This window comes from Pantoea sp. 1B4 (genome assembly GCF_016925765.1).
Lineage (GTDB): Bacteria > Pseudomonadota > Gammaproteobacteria > Enterobacterales > Enterobacteriaceae > Pantoea > Pantoea agglomerans.
The window spans coordinates 2,321,918-2,337,254 of sequence record NZ_JAEUWZ010000001.1; the positions used below are offsets into that span (position 1 = coordinate 2,321,918).

Annotated in this window: 8 protein-coding genes and 5 pseudogenes; 4 read left to right on the forward strand and 9 right to left on the reverse strand. The window is 53.8% G+C overall.

Annotation, left to right across the window (positions count from 1 at the left end; translation table 11 throughout):
* Positions 1-158: 158 nt before the first annotated feature.
* The 9 genes and pseudogenes from JNO11_RS11365 to otsB form a co-directional block, all read right to left on the reverse strand.
* Complete coding sequence (locus JNO11_RS11365; protein ID WP_010258543.1) at positions 159-1,832, reverse strand: methyl-accepting chemotaxis protein; 1,674 nt, start codon at positions 1,830-1,832, stop codon at positions 159-161.
* 161 nt (positions 1,833-1,993) lie between these two features.
* On the reverse strand, positions 1,994-2,491 hold the full coding sequence (cheW, locus tag JNO11_RS11370; RefSeq protein WP_010258541.1) for a chemotaxis protein CheW: 498 nt from the start codon (positions 2,489-2,491) through the stop codon (positions 1,994-1,996).
* 23 nt (positions 2,492-2,514) lie between these two features.
* Positions 2,515-4,497 carry a chemotaxis protein CheA gene (cheA, locus tag JNO11_RS11375; protein WP_325177668.1) on the reverse strand — a complete coding sequence of 661 codons (1,983 nt, stop codon included), beginning with the start codon at positions 4,495-4,497 and terminating at the stop codon, positions 2,515-2,517.
* Between the two features lie 135 nt (positions 4,498-4,632).
* Positions 4,633-5,451: pseudogene (gene motB / locus JNO11_RS11380) on the reverse strand (flagellar motor protein MotB); the annotation flags it as partial.
* A pseudogene (gene motA / locus JNO11_RS11385) lies at positions 5,448-6,336 on the reverse strand (flagellar motor stator protein MotA). The pseudogenes motB and motA, both read right to left, overlap by 4 nt.
* A 132-nt stretch (positions 6,337-6,468) precedes the next feature.
* A pseudogene (gene flhC, locus JNO11_RS11390) lies at positions 6,469-7,048 on the reverse strand (flagellar transcriptional regulator FlhC).
* Entirely contained in the window at positions 7,045-7,398 is a 354-nt protein-coding gene (flhD, locus tag JNO11_RS11395) for a flagellar transcriptional regulator FlhD (RefSeq protein ID WP_010258528.1), read from the reverse strand. The pseudogene flhC and the gene flhD overlap by 4 nt, the downstream one beginning before the upstream one ends.
* Before the next feature lie 1,020 nt (positions 7,399-8,418).
* Positions 8,419-9,856: pseudogene (gene otsA, locus JNO11_RS11400) on the reverse strand (alpha,alpha-trehalose-phosphate synthase).
* Entirely contained in the window at positions 9,853-10,641 is a 789-nt protein-coding gene (otsB, locus tag JNO11_RS11405) for a trehalose-phosphatase (protein ID WP_022625498.1), read from the reverse strand. Before otsB ends, otsA begins: the two are co-directional and overlap by 4 nt.
* Positions 10,642-11,095: 454 nt before the next feature.
* On the opposite strand from otsB, the pseudogene eptA reads away from it, so the two are divergent.
* The 4 genes and pseudogenes from eptA (at position 11,096) to JNO11_RS11425 (ending at position 15,337) form a co-directional block, all read left to right on the forward strand.
* A pseudogene (gene eptA, locus JNO11_RS11410) lies at positions 11,096-12,725 on the forward strand (phosphoethanolamine transferase EptA).
* The gene (pmrA, locus tag JNO11_RS11415) at positions 12,725-13,405 is read left to right on the forward strand and encodes a two-component system response regulator PmrA (protein ID WP_010670822.1); all 681 of its coding nucleotides are present in this window, start codon (positions 12,725-12,727) and stop codon (positions 13,403-13,405) included. The pseudogene eptA and the gene pmrA overlap by 1 nt, the downstream one beginning before the upstream one ends.
* Positions 13,402-14,460: a two-component system sensor histidine kinase PmrB gene (gene pmrB / locus JNO11_RS11420; protein WP_033772020.1), complete on the forward strand. Its 1,059-nt coding sequence runs from the start codon at positions 13,402-13,404 to the stop codon at positions 14,458-14,460. The genes pmrA and pmrB overlap by 4 nt, the downstream gene beginning before the upstream one ends.
* A gap of 310 nt (positions 14,461-14,770) precedes the next feature.
* On the forward strand, positions 14,771-15,337 hold the full coding sequence (locus tag JNO11_RS11425) for a flavin reductase family protein (RefSeq protein ID WP_022625495.1): 567 nt from the start codon (positions 14,771-14,773) through the stop codon (positions 15,335-15,337).

The following is a 15,337-nucleotide window of genomic DNA, read 5'->3' on the forward strand; positions in this document are numbered from 1 at the left end:
ATATCGGCGATGTAACAGGATTAATTAACGCTATTCAGCGCTTTCAGGAGAGAAGTGGCTTTTGTAATTATTTTTATCAGCATGAGCTGCTGAGTTTGGCTTTACGCAGAGGAATCGCGAGGGGTTGCTGCGCATCCCGCAGGATGCGCAGCGTGACATCAGAAGGTTTCCCAGTGAGTATCACTGACCGGCGCCGTCAGGGCTTTGCGTGGTGCCAGCGCCGCCGTAGCGGGTGCGGCAATCGGCAGATGCTTTGTCAGCGTCTGCTGCAAGGCGCCGCGTTTAATTTTGAAGACCGACACTGACTGACTTAACCGGCTGGCCTGATCTTCCAGCGAAGCGGCTGCCGCAGCGGACTCTTCTACCAGCGAGGCGTTCTGCTGGGTAACGCGATCCATCTCAGTGACCGCCTGCCCGACCTGATCGATACCGCGACTCTGCTCGTCCGACGCCGAGGCGATTTCACCCATGATGTCGGTGACGCGCGTAACCGCACTGACGATATCGCTCATGGTTTCCCCGGCGGTGCCGACCAGTTGCGAACCGACATTGACCCGGTTCACTGAGTCATCGATCAACCCTTTGATCTCTTTTGCCGCCTGGGCGCTGCGCTGGGCCAGATTACGCACCTCGCCCGCGACCACGGCAAAACCGCGACCCTGCTCTCCGGCACGCGCCGCTTCAACGGCGGCGTTAAGCGCCAGAATATTGGTCTGGAAAGCAATGCCATCAATCACGCTGGTGATATCGGCAATCTTCTTCGAACTGCCAGCGATTTCGCTCATGGTTTTCACGACACCCGCCACCACGTTGCCGCCTTTTTCTGCGGTTTCTGAGGCGCTGAGTGCCAGCTGTGATGCCTGGCGGGCGTTTTCGGCGTTTTGTTTCACCGTGGCAGTGAGCTGCTCCATGCTGGCCGCCGTCTGCTCCAGTGACGCAGCCTGCTGTTCTGTGCGGGCAGAAAGATCATTGTTTCCGGCAGAGATCTCGCTGGCACCGGTGAAAATCGCATCCGAGCCGTCACGCACATTGGTCACCGTGCGCACCAGTGACTGCTGCATGTCATGCAGACTGGCCGCGAGCTGAGTCATCTCATTGCGCCCTTCCACCACAATCGGCTGGGTTAAATCGCCCTGGGCGATATGCTGGATGTGATTAATGCTGCTGTTGAGGGGTGTCATCACGATTTTGCGCAATCCAAACCAGCAGAGCACGATCACGGCGACCACGACGGCCATGATGGTGGAGAGGATCCACATCATACGGCTGTAAGCAGAACTGTTCTCTTCAACACCAAGCGTAGTCAGGCGATTCTGATCGGCTCGCCATTCACGGTAAACCGTCAGAAACGCACTCTGGCTTGGCGCCACCGGGGCTTTACCGGCCGCAATCAGATCGTTTGCCTGTAGCGCCGTCTGCAACTGATCCAGCGCAGCGCCATAGTCGCTGTAGCGCTGCTCCAGCTGGTTGTTTAACTCACTATTCTGTCCCGGCGTATCGGGTGTCTCTTTAAAGACTTTGAAAAAACCGGCGGCCGCCTGCTGAAAGTTTTTGCTGTCGTCAAACAGCGTGGCGACATCGGCCGTTTTGCCTTCCAGCTTACTGGTGGCGAAACGCAGCTGAATACGGGTCAGCAGCACCCGGCTCTGGTTAAGACTCATATAGGCGTCGTTGAGCGACTGCGTATTTTGCATCGCCAGCTGCGACACGGCGAAGCTTTGCTTGTCGTGGCTTAATGCGGAGTAGAAAACAGAACCGGAGAAGGCCTGTAACAGCCCAAACACCAGCAACACCAGTAACAGGCTGGTGACAACACGGATTTTCGTTAACATGAGTAACCCTGAAGAAAGTAGGTAATTAAAGTGACTGAGGGATTATCGGCAGGTGACAGCGGGAAATTAGAGTGCAATGCGGCTTTATTCTATGAATAGAAAGGAATTATCGCTCAGTGAAACTATCACGGGCCAGCCATAACCGGCCCGTGATGATTCAATTACGCGCTACGCAGGTTATCCACCAGCGCCATCTCGTCGCTGCTCAGCAGCTTCTCAATGTCGACCAGAATCAGCATGCGATCGCCCAGCGCACCCAGACCGGTCAGGTACTCGGTGGACATGGTCACAGCGAACTCTGGTGAAGGACGGATCTGATCCTGGGTCAGCGACAGCACATCAGAGACGCCGTCAACCACGATACCGACCACGCGATTTTCCAGATTCAGCACGATAACCACGGTGTTTTCATTGTACTCAACATCGGGTTGCGCAAACTTCACGCGCAGATCGATAATCGGCACGATTACGCCGCGCAGGTTAGTGACGCCGCGGATAAATTCAGGGGTATTTGCGATACGCGTTACCTGATCGTAACCGCGAATTTCCTGAACTTTGAGGATATCGATGCCGTACTCTTCGTCGCCCAGCGTGAAGACCAGAAACTCCTGACCCACAGTTTCGCCAGCGATTTTTGTCACGGTTGCCATTCCATTCATGTTATTTACCCTTTCGTTATCAATCAGGCGGCAGCGCCAGCCACACGTTTTTCACGGTTAAGTGATTGCAGTGCTGAAACATCAACAATCAGCGCCACGCTACCATCGCCAAGAATGGTGGCGGCAGAGATGCCCGGCACTTTGCGATAGTTACTTTCCAGGTTCTTCACCACCACCTGATGCTGGCCAATCAGCTGATCGACCAGTAGCGCGTAACGTTTGCCCGCGCTTTGCAGGATTACCACGATGCCCTGAGTGGCCTCGGTTTTGGCATCCTGCACATCAAAGACGTTCCACAGCTCGACCAGTGGCAGATATTCGCCACGCACTTCCAGCACGCACTCGCCACCGGCCAGCGGTTTCAGCTCTTCGGCGCGCGGTTGCAGCGACTCCATCACCGCATTCAGCGGCAGAATAAAGACTTCATCGGCCACACGAACGGACATCCCATCAAGGATGGCCAGGGTCAGCGGCAGCAGGATACGAATGGTGGTGCCTTTGCCCTGCTTCGAGGCGATCTCGACGTGACCGCCCATCTCCTGAATATTTCGTTTCACCACGTCCATACCGACGCCGCGTCCTGAAACATCTGTCACCTGCTCTGCGGTGGAGAAGCCCGGTGCGAAGATCAGCATGCCGACCTCTTCGTCGCTCATGTTCTCGTGAACCGGCAGGCCCGATGAGAGGGCTTTAGCCAGAATACGTTCACGATTCAGACCGGCTCCATCATCAGACACTTCGATGCAGATGTTGCCGCCCTGATGTTCCGCTGAAAGCGTCAGGTTACCGGTTGCCACTTTACCGGCCACCAGACGTTTCTCTGGCGTTTCGATACCGTGGTCAAGGCTGTTACGCACCAGGTGCGTTAATGGATCGATGATGCGTTCAATCAGGCTCTTATCGAGTTCGGTTGAGCTGCCCAGCAGCGTCAGTTCGACCTCTTTGCCGAGTTTGCTGGCCAGGTCACGCACCAGACGCGGGAAGCGGCTGAAGACATATTCCATTGGCATCATACGAATCGACATCACCGATTCCTGCAGATCGCGGGCGTTACGCTCCAGCTGACCCATGCTGTTCAGCAGGTCGCCGTGCGCGACCGGATCGAGTTCGCCGGAACGCTGAGCGAGCATTGACTGGGTAATCACCAGTTCGCCCACCAGGTTGATCAGCTGATCGACTTTCTCCACCGCAACACGGATGCTGGTGGATTCGCTCGATTTGGCAGGGGCCGCGACGCGCTTACTTTCACGCTTCACTGCGGCCACCGGCAGTTCGGTGACGGTGGCGGTGTGAGCGTCTTCCACCACCGGTTCGGCCTCGGCTGCAACAGCAGCTGGCGCGGCAACGGCTTCGTCAGCTGCCGGGAAGCGGATCTGTGCTTCGTCGATGACGAAGCAGAGCACCGCCACGATGTCATCTTTACCGACACCATCAATGCAGACATCCAGCGTGGTGCTGCCCTTCTGCACGTTGGTCAGGGTGCCGAGATTACTCATCTCTTCCAGCATCAGATCGACCTCTTTCTCTTTGAGATCGATCAGCTGTACACGCAGGCCGCTGGTGCTGGCCGGTTCTGCGCTGGCAGTGGCAACACTGGCCGGAACATCAACCGGCAGACCTTTGGCCTCTAGCGCCAGCTGGCGCAGCGCTTCACAGATATATTTGAAGCTCTCCGCGTTAGGCTCCTGCGCGGTTTTATAAGCATCGAGCTGTTCCTGCATAATATCTTTGGTTTCCAAAAACAGGTTGATGATGTCGGTGCTGAGCTGCATCTCGCCGCGACGAGCACCATCCAGAATGTTTTCCAGGATATGAGTCGTTTCCTGTAATACCGTAAAACCAAAGGTTCCGGCCCCACCCTTAATGGAGTGAGCGGCACGGAAGATGGCGTTAAGCTGTTCCGAATCTGGCTCCTGCGGGTCTAAGCCCAACAGGTGTTGTTCCATATCCGCTAATAGCTCATCGGCTTCATCAAAAAACGTCTGGTAAAAATCGCTGATGTCCATACTCACGGGAATCACCTCGGCTGTGAGGGGGGCTGCTGTATTCACCGCGCCGCCTGGTGTTGCAGGTGCGGTAATCTGTTCAATGGCCGCCGGATCGCTGATCTGGACGGCATCACTTTCTGCGTTCTCTTTTTCTATTGCCGCTTCGGTGTCGTGGTTCAACACCAGCAGGCTGATGCGGCGGTTAACGGCGTCATTACCGCCACGATTTTTCAGGCGCATGGTGTCGGCCATACCCAACACCCGTAAAATTTTTCCGCTGTCTAAGCCGCCCATCACCAGTTCACGGCGTGAGGCGTTAGCACGGTCTGTCGACAGTTCCCAGTTGCTGTAGCCTTTGTCACCGCTGGCATACTGAAAATCATCGGTATGTCCGGCCAGGCTGATGCGGTTCGGAATGTCGTTAAGGACTGGCGCTATCGCACGCAGAATATCGCGCATATAGGGCTCAACCTCGGCCCGACCGGTCTTAAACATCGGGCGATTCTGGCTGTCGATAATCTGAATACGCAGCCCCTCTTCCACCATGTTGATGATCAGATGCGGGCGCAGCGCTTTCAGACGCGGATCCGCTTCAATCAGCTGGTCGAGCTTTTCACGCAGCCGGTTAAGGCGAATCTCATCCAGCTTGCGTTTCTGGGCGTCCATATCGACGACTTTGTTCACTTCGCCAATCTTTTTGGTCGGATCATCACCACCGCCGGGGATCGGGCTCTCGCTGTCGCTGCTGCGCGCCCCGCCGGTAATCGCTACCTTCAGCGGTGTTTTGAAGTAGTCTGCTATCTGCACCAGCTCCTGCGGGTTGGCGATTGAGAGCAGCCACATCACCATAAAAAAGGCCATCATCGCCGTCATAAAGTCGGCGTAGGCAATCTTCCACGATCCGTGGCTGCCTTCATGGCCTTTATGTTTGCGCTTTTTGATCAGCACAATTGGGCGATTGCCGTGTTTCATGAAGCCTCGTCTGAAGTCTGTTTAGCCGGGTTCTTGGCGTTACGTACGTGCTCTTCCAGTTCGCTGAACGACGGGCGCTCGGCGGAATAGAGCGTCTTACGACCAAATTCCACCGCAATCTGCGGCGCGTAACCATTCAGGCTCGACAGCAATGTCACCTTAATGCACTGCATCATCTTGGTGGTTTCCGCACACTTTTGACGCAGCACTGACGAGAGTGGAGAGACAAACCCGTAGGCCAGCAGGATGCCCAGGAAGGTGCCCACCATCGCATGCGCGACCAGCGCACCGAGTTCAGCGGCCGGACGATCAGCCGAAGCCAGTGCATGGACCACGCCCATTACCGCGGCGACGATACCGAATGCCGGAAGACCATCACCCACTGCAGCAATACTTTGCGCTGGTACGTCACACTCGTGTTCGTAGGTCTCAATCTCTTCATCCATCAACGCTTCGATTTCAAAAGCGTTCATGTTGCCGCTCACCATCAGGCGCAAATAGTCAGTAATAAAATCCACTAACTGTTTATCGGCAAGAATGCGGGGATAATTAGCAAAAATTTCACTCTGGCTGGGATCTTCAATATCGCGTTCCAGCGATAACATACCCTGCTGACGCGACTTCGCCATCAGGCGATAAAGCAGCGCCATCAAATCCATGTAAACCGCTTTGTTGTACTTGGAGCCGCGAAATAACTTAGGCAGCGCCTTCAGCGTTTTTTTAATCGACTTACCGTTGTTGCCGACTAAAAAAAGCACCGGCACCGGCACCGCCGATCATTAATAATTCGGCTGGCTGATAAAGCGCGCCCAGATGGCCACCTACCAGCGCATATCCGCCCAACACGGAGCCTAAAACAATCAGGTAACCTATAATTATCAGCACAAAAAAATCCTTACGTCCGTAACGTGTTGGTGGAAGTTAAGCCAGAGAGCCGCAGATGTTATTCCTGAACCGCAAGCAAAAAAAAGCAGCGGTATTAACCGCTGCTGGATGGCTTCCACAGTGCGAACAAACTTAAACGGCGTGTTTAACCTGTTCATCCAGCAGTTGTGGAAACATATCGGCAGGTTCTGCAGAAAGTTTACGTCTTTTTTACTGCCCGTGATGGTGGCTGGCACAGGCTGCAGGTAAAGCTGCCAACCGGCTGATGCGCATGATTAATAAAGCTGCCGTTGCAGCTTTTACAATCTGCCAGTTCCAGCATACCGCTATCAACGAATCGGACCAGGGTCCAGGCACGAGTCAGCGCCAACAGCGGGCCCTCGTCCGATTGAGGACACTGTTCAAGATACAGGCGGTAAGCTTTAATCACGGCATCGACGCCGCTGCACAACCCGGTTTTCAGCAAAAACTTCCAGGCGTTACAGAACATAGAAGCATGAATGTTCTGCTCCCACGTCATAAACCAGTCCGTAGAGAACGGCAGCATACCTTTCGGTGGCGGACTGCCACGTAATTCTTTATAGAGCTTAATGAGACGACCGCGGCTCAGCTGGGTTTCGCTCTCAAGCATCTGTAAGCGGGCACCTAATGTAATGAGCTCCATCGCGAGATGAATATCACGTGCTTCCTGAACAATACTTTTCTCACTCATGACATTGCTCTCTTTTTAGCAGGTGCATCATCTTTAGACGCATTACGCAGTAAACGGCTCGATAATAAAATGCCGGTGTGGATTTGTTGTAAATCATCCACGCGTGATTCCTGCGTCAGGCGATTAATGGTGCTGCTATCGGTAAAACGAAACTGGCAAACCAGTTGATTGGTTTCCGCCATTTTTACCATCTCAGGCAATGTTAATTCAGATAATGCATTCGCCATTTTCTCGTCAATTCCGAGGCGAAACATTGCAGAAGCTTTATCCTGGTTAATTAAACGCTGCGCAAGCAGTAAATAAGACAAGTTGAGATCGTAAATATGTTTCAGTACTTCAGAGGTGCCCATTATTTTTCCATCCTGAGAGATGCGACGTAACTGTATCGCAGAATAAATCTGCGGTTCGAGCTGCTGTTTGTTAAATCAAAAGATGGCAAAAAAAACTTTACGTAACGTTAATGTCACCGTTTTCGCCTTCCATTTTTGTGTGGGTTTCAGACCCACCGAAGGTCGAAAATCCATGCCATTTTATTTTCGAGTTCTGGACATCTTCCGTGACGTCTTCTTACATTTTTTAGGACTATTCCGAAAACAACGCAAATCTATATCGTCTGATTTCGACATACAACGACAGTGATGTGAAATTTTAGATAAAGTGTGACGCAGATCACACTTTTAACGCAAATTTCTTCAGCAACCCTTTACCATTACTTACCGACTGGTCATTTTTTGAGCAAAAAAAGCCCGATTTTAAGTCCAATTGGTCCTGAGAAAGGTTTAATAGGGGGGTAAAAGCATCGCTATTTGACGCTTTGCGCAGTCCGGAATGAATATCGGGTGTTAATCGCTTTAACACCCTATTTAGAACCACCCAAAGAAAGGTTATCAGCATATTATGCTGCTGCGACCTGCAGGTATTTGCTTTTAAATTAGTTACTTAAGGGGAGTATCGCAGAGGGTGAGTAATGAAATCGTTAAGGTTTATACGGCAGCAGGTCAGATTTCTGGCAACCTGACGTTAACAGTGGTGGTGGGGTGTACAGACTCTGATTCCCACTGTAACAAGGGGTTATATAAGAAAGTCGAATGAATTAACGAAGGGTTATGCGTTGGCACTATCACTATCGGCAGCCTGAAGAGAAACTTGAGTAAAGAAGGTAAAGAAAGCGGCAGGGGCTGACAGGACGGGGATTTCCGGGCTTACCTGCATTTATCGGGCCACTCCGGGCAGCCACTGACGTTATCAGCGTAGAATCGTAGCAAACGGTCATTAACAGATAGCAGGCAAGTTTTCTGTGACCTGGGCCGAAAAAAAACAGCGACGCCGTAGAGGCGCCGCTGCTTTCATAACCTGAGTCAGAAGAGATATCAGGCGAGTTTTGGGAAGGTCGCGACCTTGTTAACCGTGTTGTGGTCAACGCTGCGCGGTTCAATGCGCTCCAGGTCTTTCAGGAAGCCTTCACGCCAGGCGGTAATATCATTTTTACGCAATACCGCCATCATGTCGTTGTAGCGTGAAATCCTTTCGGTACGCGGCATAGTAATCGCCCTATCCAGCGCGGCTGCCACTTCATCACGGTCATACGGATTTACAATCAGCGCGGAGGTGAGCTCGTTAGCCGCACCCGCAAAGCGCGACAGCACCAGTACACCGGGATCATCCGGGTCCTGCGCAGCCACGTACTCTTTCGCCACCAGGTTCATACCGTCACGCAGCGGCGTAACCAGACCGACATCGGTCAGACGGAAGATTTTCATCAGCAGGCGACGGTCAAAATGCTGGTTAAGGTAGTAGAGCGGGGTCCAGCCCAGCGTACCGTATTTACCGTTGATGCGCCCTGCTTCGGTCTCCAGCTGATGACGGATATCCTGATACGCCTGCACATCGCCGCGCGAGGTCGGTGCAATCTGCGAGTAGCGAATTTTGCCGCGATGCTGCGGGAAGTTCTCCAGCAGCGCTTCATAGGCAAGAAAACGCTCAGGCAGACCTTTGGAATAATCAAGACGTTCGCAGGCAATAATATTGCGTGCATCGCCCAGCTCTTTCTTCATGGCGGCCATTTTCGGTGGCAGCGGCCCTTCGGCCATCTCTTTAATACTGTCTGGCTCAATCCCGATGGGATAAACCTCAGTCATAAAGGTGTTGCCAAAGGCGCGATGTTTTTTGTCGCCCTTATTCTGCAGCTGAGTGAGCTGGCTGACGCTGTCGAGGAAGGCCACCCGATCCGATTCGGTCTGGAAACCCAGCAGGTCATATTCGCACAGCATTTCCAGAAGCTCTTTGTGCGGCGGCAGCGCATTAAATATTTCAGGCGTCGGGAACGGAATATGCAGGAAGAAGCCGATGCGGTTATTAATGCCCGCCCGACGCAGCGCGGCTGCAAACGGTAAAAAAGTGATAATCGTGGATCCAGACAATATCATCCGGCTTGATCAGCGGTTTTAAACGCTGTGCCACCGCATCGTTAACGTCGCAATACCCTTCCCAGGCTTCCCGCTGGAACTGAACCAGGTCAAGGCGATAATGGAATGCGGGCCAGATGACAGTGTTTGAGAACTGGCAATAGTAGAGATCGTAATCGTTCTGGCTCAGCGGGAACGAGGCATACTCAATACCTTCATGTTCCTGAACCGTGACTTCTTCTACCTCTTCGCCTGTGTACTCGCTGATTTCACCGTTCCAGCCAAACCACAGTCCACCGGTGCTTTTCAGTGCATCGAGAATACCGACGGCCAAACCGCCAGCGCTGGTTTTTGACCCATCGGGCATGGCGACACGGTTAGATACAACCACTAAACGACTCATAACCTAAACTCCTTACCGACGTTGTCTTGATCTGATAGTAATAATGTTCTTTCCAGCCAGCCGTAAACCGCATCGACATCATGAAGCCGATAATGGGCCTGGGTGGAACCTTCTCCGACTTTGATCGAGACGCCCTGCCGTGCGTTCACGGCCAGAAAGCCCTTCTCATCCGTCAGATCGTCGCCAATAAAGACCGGCGTACGTCCGGCAAAAGGGGGCTGCTGCATAAAGTCGCTGATTGCGGCGCCTTTATCGATACCTGCCGGTTTAATCTCAACCACACATTTCCCCGGCTGAAGCGCCAGTCCGGGAAAACGTTTCACTGACTGTTCAGCCAGTCGCATCACATCCTGCTCATGCTGCATCGCCTGGCGGTAGTGAAGTGCGAAAGCCATGCCTTTTACCTCCAGCTGGGTGCCAGGCCAGGATGCCATGGCATCCTGCAATTCCGCCCTGAGCGATTGCTCCACCTCGACCGGCAGGCTGATGCGTTGCAGATTACCCTCTGCATCACGGCGCTCAGCACCATGTACGCCCGCAGCCGGGCCGTACCAGGGAGCGGCCAGGGCATCGAGTTGTTCTATGGGTCTGCCGGAGACCAGCGCCAGCGCGCCCTGCGAGAGTGCAGAGAGCTGCTGCAGTTGCGCGATGACCTGCTCAGGAATAAATACCGCTTCGGGACGGGACTGAATCGCTGCCAGCGTGCCGTCGACATCAAAAAAGAAGGCGTACTGCCCGCCGCTTAATGTCGGGTACCTGGCATGGGTGTCTGCCGCTTGGGTCACGTTACTTCTCCTGAAAATCGAATTTTAATAAAACATTGAGTTAAAACAAGAATGTCCTGACGCAGTCAGGTCAGCAAGCGGGAAATTCTGATAAAGCGGTGATTGAGGGATAAAACGCGGTAACGGGATAGGTCACTCTCCTCAAACTTGCAAGCGCATTGCTGACAATACTGGCTAACTGAGAACATCTTCACAGTAAGTGTAGTCATTAACAGGGGTTATGCCAGAAAGATGCAGGTTTCATGCCAGCCGCTGCGGTTAAGTCAGCATAAAAGCGCCATTCAATTCTGCTTCGCTTCCGATGATCAGGCCAGACACGATCCGCTGCTGACTGGAGTCACGCACGTATCGCACCCGGCAGAGTCGGCACTCCTCAAACCTTAAGCTTCTTAAGGTATTCCTAATATTGAAAGCGCATTCTCGTGACACTTTTATTACTCTGGTTCCTGCTCACATGGCGTTTACCCTGAAGAGGCCGCTGATTAGCCGCCTTACGTTGCTGATTCTGGCTGCGGTTTACATCGCGGTTTTCCTTAACGTTGCCTATTACCGTCAGGTCCTGGCAGTGATGCCACTGAACGACCTGCACACCACGCTGGTCTTTTTTATCGATGCCGCTGGTCGCCTTTAGCGTAATCAATATCGTGATTACGCTGGCCTCGTTTATCTGGCTGGATCGGCTGCTGGCCTCGCTGTTTATTCTGCTCTCCGCCTCGGCACAGTTCTTTATTCACACCTATAACATCGTGGTCGATCGCTCAATGATCACCAACATGATGGATACCACCGCCTCGGAATCCTTTGCGCTGATTACGCCACAGCTGCTCGTAACCCTGCTCACCTCGGGCGTGCTGATGGCGTTGCTGCTGTTCTGGCCGCGAATCAAAAAGCAGCAGTGGCGCGGCGTGCTGGCGCGACTGCTCAGCGTATTGCTGTCAGCAGCGCTGATTGTGCTGATCGCCCTGCTCTTCTATAAAGATTACGCCTCGCTGTTCCGTAACAACCGCGAGCTGGTAAAAGCGCTGAGCCCCTCTAACAGCATCGCGGCGACGCTCTCATGGTATAAGCATGAGCAGTTACAGAACGCGCCGCTGATACGCATCGGTGAAGATGCGCACCTGCAGCCCAGCCGCAGCAGTGGCAAACCTAACCTGACGATTCTGGTGCTGGGCGAAACCTCGCGTGCGCAAAATTTCTCGCTGGGCGGTTACAGTCGTTTGACCAATCCCTTGCTGGCGAAAGATGATGTGATCTATTTCCCGCACACCACCTCGTGCGGAACGGCGACGGCGGTTTCCGTGCCCTGCATGTTCTCCAACATGCCGCGCGCCCACTATGATGATGTGCTGGCCGCCCATCAGGAGGGATTGCTGGATATTATTCAGCGCGCCGGGATCAGCGTGTTGTGGAATGAGAACGATGGGGGCTGTAAAGGGGCCTGCGACCGCGTTCCGCATCAGGACATGACCAGCCTGAACCTGCCCGGCATGTGTATTGATGGTGAGTGCTACGACGACGTGCTGTTCCACGGTCTGGATGAGTACATTGGTCAGTTAAAAGGCAACGCGGTGATTGTGCTGCACACCATTGGCAGTCATGGCCCGACCTACAGCCATCGCTATCCGCCACAGTTTCGTCAGTTTGAACCGACCTGCGACACCAACCAGATCCAGGACTGTTCGCAACAACAGTTGATCAACACCTATGACAATACGCTGGTCAATGTGGATCACATCGTCGATAAAGCCATTAACGTACTGCGTGCACATCAGGACCGCTTCACCACCAGCCTGGTCTATCTGTCTGACCACGGCGAATCGCTGGGTGAAAATGGTGCTTACCTGCATGGCCTGCCCTATGCTATCGCGCCGGACACCCAGAAACATGTGCCGTTGCTGATCTGGCTCTCCGATGATTATCAGAAACGTTATGCGGTTAATCGCGGCTGTCTGAATAAACTGGCGGCGACAGACGATTTTTCTCAGGATAATCTGTTTTCAACCATGCTGGGATTAACCGGCACCGCGACCCACGAATATGTGCCTGCGGATGATATTTTGACGTCGTGTCGGAGCCAACCTTAATGAAGATACTGATTGTTGAAGATGATGCCCTGTTGCTGCAGGGTCTGATGCTGGCGCTGGAAGGCGAAGGCTACGTCTGTGATGGCGTTACGCGGGTGCGGGATGCTGAAGCGCATTTCGCCAGCGGCCTGTATAGCCTGGTGGTGCTGGATCTTGGCCTGCCGGATGAAGATGGACTGCATTTTCTGATACGACTGCGGCGGCAGAAGAAGATGACGCCGGTGCTGATCCTGACCGCACGCGACACCATCAGCGAACGCATTGCCGGACTCGACGCAGGCGCGGACGACTATCTTATCAAACCGTTCTCGCTGGATGAGTTGCTGGCGCGTATCCGCGCCCTGATTCGCCGCCACGTCAATCAGGGCGACAGTCATGTCAGAGTGGGTGCGCTGGCGCTGGATATGACCCATCGCCAGATTACGCTCAGCGACGTACTGCTGGATCTGACACCCAAAGAGTTTGCGATTCTGTCACGGCTGATGCTCAAGGCCGGGAATCCGGTTCACCGTGAAATTCTCTACCAGGATATCTATAACTGGGAGACCGAGCCTTCTACTAATACCCTGGAAGTGCATATCCATAATCTGCGCGACAAAATCGGCAAAAGCGCTATCCGCACCGTGCGCGGTTTTGGCTATGCGCTGGTGACGCAGGATGGCGTTCGTGAGGCAACATGATAAGACGTTTCGATCATCGCAGTATGCGCTTTCGTCTCATCCTGACCATCGGTCTGATCCTGCTGGTTTTCCAGGTGATCAGCGTGGTCTGGCTGTGGCATGAGAGCAAAGAGCAGATTCAGTTTCTGGTGGAAGCGCAGCTGCAGAAGCGCAACATGGACAGTCACGTTAAGCGTGAAGTGCATGAAGCGGTAGCCAGCCTGGCGGTGCCAAGTCTGGTGATGATTACCCTGACGCTGCTGCTCTGCTATCAGGCGGTGAAGTGGATTACCCGGCCGCTTTATCAGCTGCAGCGTGAACTGGAGAGTCGCAGCGAAGAGAATCTTGATCCCGTCGCCTGCCACAGTCAGGTTCAGGAGATCGATGCGGTGACGCAGGCGATAAACCAGCTGGTCGCGCGTCTGAACAGCAGTCTGGAGCGCGAACGGCTGTTCACCGCCGACGTGGCACATGAGCTGCGCACGCCGCTGGCGGGATTGCGGCTGCATCTGGAGTTAATCGAACGTAACAGCGATGTCAAAGTTCAGCCGCTGGTGCAGCGCCTGGATCAGATGACGCACAGCGTGTCGCAGCTGCTGAATCTGGCGCGCGCCGGGCAGTCTTTTACCTCTGGCACCTATCAGAACGTGGGGCTGATTGAAGATGTGATCCTGCCAATGGAGGCAGAGCTGAGTATTATGCTGGAGGCGCATCAACAGACGCTGGTGCTCGATCTGCCGCAGGAGCAGTTTGTGCGTGGTGATGCCACGCTGCTGAAGATGTTGCTGCGTAACCTGGTCGAGAACGCCTATCGCTACAGCCCGGATAACAGCACCATCAGTGTGCAGCTGGTGTTAGCTCCTCAGCCGATGCTGGTGGTGGAAGATCAGGGCCCGGGAATTGATGAGAGTAAAAGTGGCGAGCTGAGTAAAGCGTTTATCCGGATGGACAGCCGCTACGGCGGTATCGGACTCGGGCTGAGCATCGTCAGCCGCATCGTCCAGTTACACCGGTTTCAGTTTTTCTTAGAGAACCGCCGCGACCGAAGCGGTTGTCGTGCCGTGGTGAAGTTTTAAGCGCTGAACCAGGCGGAGAGGAACAGAACGACCGTGGCTGCGGCAATCAGCAGTGCAGCATATTCACTCATCGGACGCGGAGCAGTCACAGACAGGGCAACAGGAGCAGTTTTCATAGCATCATCCTCAGTTAAAGCAGGCAGTATCGCGATTGCATATTAAGGAAACCTTAAGCTCGCGACACTGCCGCTAAAAATGTCTGCGCTGCCAGACGCCGCCATCAACCTCGCATTTCTGCCCGCTGACACGCCTGCTGCATCCGCCCGGTGCTCTACACTTAATGGCTACGTTCCGTTACAGGAGTTACGCCATGAGCCAACGCATGCACAAATATGCTTTTCCGGTCAGCAAAGCCCGCAAATACCTTGAGCCCGGACCGGTGCTGCTGCTCAGTTCGCAGTACAAAGATCAACATGACATCATGACGCTCGGCTGGCACACGGTGCTGGAGTTTTCTCCGTCACTGGTCGGCTGCATGATTGCCGGTATGAACCACAGCCATGAGCTGATCCGCAACAGCGGTCAGTGCGTGCTGAACATTCCTTCTGCCTCGCTGATTGATGAAGTTGTGGCAATCGGCAACAGCCACGGCGACAGCATTGATAAGTTTGAGGCCTTTGGCCTGACGCCGGAACCCGCTCAGGTGGTTGGCGCGCCGATGATTGCCGAATGTTTTGCCAGCTTTGAGTGTCAGCTTTATGACGATTCGATGGTCGCTAACTACAACCTGTTTATTTTTGAGATTGTTAAAGCGCACGTTGCCGAGCAGCCGGAATACCCCACTACCCTGCACTACACTGGCGAAGGCCGGTTCAGCGTGATGAGCGACAAAATACTGGATAAGAGCGGCGATTTTAAACCGGAGATGCTGATCTAG

Bases quoted from the DNA above. Each gene is read 5' to 3' on its own strand.
- cheA (WP_325177668.1), bottom strand. From the start codon at position 4,497: ATGGACATCAGCGATTTTTACCAGACGTTTTTTGATGAAGCCGATGAG.
- pmrB (WP_033772020.1), top strand. From the start codon at position 13,402: ATGATAAGACGTTTCGATCATCGCAGTATGCGCTTTCGTCTCATCCTG.
- JNO11_RS11425 (WP_022625495.1), top strand. From the start codon at position 14,771: ATGAGCCAACGCATGCACAAATATGCTTTTCCGGTCAGCAAAGCCCGC.
- cheW (WP_010258541.1), bottom strand. From the start codon at position 2,491: ATGAATGGAATGGCAACCGTGACAAAAATCGCTGGCGAAACTGTGGGT.
- pmrA (WP_010670822.1), top strand. From the start codon at position 12,725: ATGAAGATACTGATTGTTGAAGATGATGCCCTGTTGCTGCAGGGTCTG.
- flhD (WP_010258528.1), bottom strand. From the start codon at position 7,398: ATGGGCACCTCTGAAGTACTGAAACATATTTACGATCTCAACTTGTCT.
- JNO11_RS11365 (WP_010258543.1), bottom strand. From the start codon at position 1,832: ATGTTAACGAAAATCCGTGTTGTCACCAGCCTGTTACTGGTGTTGCTG.